General features: G+C 37.2%; 2 protein-coding genes. Both read right to left on the bottom strand.

Annotated elements, in window-relative coordinates:
• Window positions 1-727 precede the first annotated feature (727 nt).
• The gene (locus tag F6K13_RS26930) at window positions 728-1,414 is read right to left on the bottom strand and encodes a Gfo/Idh/MocA family oxidoreductase (RefSeq protein ID WP_353735722.1); all 687 of its coding nucleotides are present in this window, start codon (window positions 1,412-1,414) and stop codon (window positions 728-730) included.
• A gap of 20 nt (window positions 1,415-1,434) precedes the next feature.
• On the bottom strand, window positions 1,435-1,734 hold the full coding sequence (locus F6K13_RS35435) for a Gfo/Idh/MocA family oxidoreductase (protein ID WP_353735721.1): 300 nt from the start codon (window positions 1,732-1,734) through the stop codon (window positions 1,435-1,437).
• Window positions 1,735-2,785: the final 1,051 nt, after the last annotated feature.

The raw sequence follows: 2,785 nt of genomic DNA, 5'->3' as shown, positions 1-2,785 counted from the left end.
ATTCGACCCGTAAACATACAGGCTCGATGAGGCAACTGGGGCAAATGAAGCGCTCAAAATCTCAAAGTGCGGACTTTGTTGACGGGGACTTAGAAACCCCGTCCGTCTACACGGCGGGGTAGTTCATGATATTCAAACTGAAATGCAATTAAATTCTTAGAGTTAATTAAACATTGCAGAAAGAGGGTAGGAGTCAGGAATCAGGAGTTAGGAGTTAGGAGTCAGGAGTCAGGAGTCAGGAAAAATGGGAATTACAGAGGATGTAGTTGGAATAATTGTCCCTTAATTTTTCTGTCCAACTCTTGCACAAAATGCGCTCCATGCATGAGCTTTATTGACCGAAAAGCTGGCACTTTTTTCAACTTAAGAAGGCTGAAACTTTTATATGTCAATGCTTTGATAGTTAATTAGCAGAGCAATAATTCATACCAAATTGATAAATGTTTGCTACAAATATCTAGGGTATTTCTTAGGAGTCAGGAGTCAGGAGTCGTATCGGAATGTCTTTAATACCATTTTTTAGGGCGTAAACTATCTTTTTAGTCAAAGGAGCATTTCCTATAAAGTTTTTTTATCGCTCTTACTATTCGTAACATTCTTTTTTCACGCTTGGTATAACATAGGCGCAATGACATCTTTGATAATTAGTACCTCAGTAGCGTATAAATTATTCTGATGTTTACTTATCCCCTGCTCCCCTGCTCAAAAAAAATGTAGCAAACATTTATTAAACTGGTATTACTTTTCCTCCTTGCTCAAGAGAATCATTTAAAGCACATAAGATTCCTACTAATTCAGCACCCACCCAACCAGAAGAAATTTGTGAAGCAGTATTCTGACGAATACAATTTAAAAATTCATTGCATACTTGACCTAAAGGTTCAGCTTTGGCGATCGCTAAAACTTCCCGACTGACACCTACTGCTTTCCAGCGATTATTTTGTTCTTCTAAATGACCATGCTGAATAACTAAAGGTGTATCTGCAGACATTTCATCAAAAATCAATGTTCCTTGAGTACCTACTACTCCTAAACGACGTTGTTTATCAGGATTTAGCCAACATAAATGTAAAAAAGCTTGAAAGCCACTTGGATAGGTCAGTTTAGCCATCACTAAATCTGATTGTGGGGGTTGTTGAGGTAGCCAAACCGTGCCATTTGCTTGTACTTCCACAGGTCTTTGATCGAGCCAACTGTTCAAAATACAGATATCGTGAATTGCTAAATCCCAGAGAGCATCTACATCTGGGCGTACAGGTTCAATATGAGTGCGTGTAGCGTACCCATAGCGTAATTCTCCTAATTTACCTTCTGCTACGATAGTTTGACCACTTTGGACAACTGGATTAAATAAATAAGTATGATCGATAAAAAGTTGACGTTGTTGTTGTTCAGCTAATTTGCATAATTCCACTGACTCTGAATATTCAAGAGTCAAAGGCTTTCCGAAAGAACATGATAACCTTTTTTCAGAGCAGCACTAATAATTTCGTAGTGGGTAGAAGCAGGAGTAGCGATCGCCACTGCCTCTATTCCTGGTAACTCTAAAGCTTTTGTCCAATCTTCTAATAATACGATATCTTTGTCCAATTGCAAGCGCTTTTGAACTGCTTGTAACTGTTCTAGGTTAGGGTCTACTATAGCGATAACACGAGAGTGAGGATGATTGCAGAAGTTACGAATTAAGTGAGTTCCCCAACGACCTGCACCAAATATAGCAATTCCTATTTCCATTAGTTTTGATGTAAAAATATAGCTGATTTAATCGGAGTTTCTCCACCCTATCATATTCAGGCTAATATGGCAATTATAGCGCTAGGGAATAGGGAATAGGGAATAGGGAATAGTAAACTGTTAAAGTGTTTTCGGTACTCAAATGCTCCGCTAACAGGGTTTAGAAATGTCAAACACCTTAATGCGTAGCGCTATAGTATTCAATTAACAGGTTATTATTATCTCCGCTCGGGTAGTACTCTTATGTGGTAGGTCGTAGATGTAAATTCACGAGCGAAGACTGGAAACGGAGCATAAATTTGGAATATTTATTCAACATTTAGAGGAGAACATTTTGATTAGACATCTCCTCCAAAAGAGGGAGTAAGGAGCAGGAGCAAATAATTGATATATTTAGTGCGGTTATTGATTTTATTTTGTATTTTTGGAGATGTCTATGACACTTAACCATCCGGACATGATATTTCTTCTTCCTTCTTATACCAATTTGATAAATGTTTGCTACAAATAGCTAGGGTATTTCTTCAACAATTAATAATGAATAATGAATAATGAATAATTACCTCTCCTTGAAAAGAAGAGGATTGACAAAGAGATGAAAATTTTTCTTTATTATCCCCTTAAAAGGGGAGGCTTTAAACCACAATTTTTCGGTAAGAATTTCCGTTTGTCATGCTCCGCAAACAGCAATTATGCAATTCAGGAGTCGTATGGGAATAGATTTAATACCAGTTTTTAGGTCATAAATTCTCTTTTTTGTCAAAGAGACATTTCCTACAAAATCTTTTTATTGCACTTATTATTCGTAACATTCTTTTTTAAAATTGGTATTATACCAATTACCAAAAGTCATGCTATACTTAGGCGACACTTCAATTATTAAATAATTAATACAGACCGAATAATCTTTTTGATAATTATCAGTCACCCCATGAGTAATTATTCTGATGTTTACTACTCCCCCACTCCCCCACTCCCTAACTCCCCTACTCCCCCACTCCCTTACTCCCTTACTCCTCTACTCCCTACCCCCTACTCCTTAAATCTAATG

It is taken from the genome of Okeania sp. SIO2B9, from assembly GCF_010672505.1.
In the GTDB taxonomy this organism is placed as follows: domain Bacteria; phylum Cyanobacteriota; class Cyanobacteriia; order Cyanobacteriales; family Microcoleaceae; genus Okeania; species Okeania hirsuta.
This window is presented reverse-complemented; position numbering and strand designations above follow the sequence as displayed.

Coding starts and splice junctions, on each gene's coding strand:
- F6K13_RS35435 (WP_353735721.1), bottom strand. CDS start 1,734: ATGGAAATAGGAATTGCTATATTTGGTGCAGGTCGTTGGGGAACTCAC.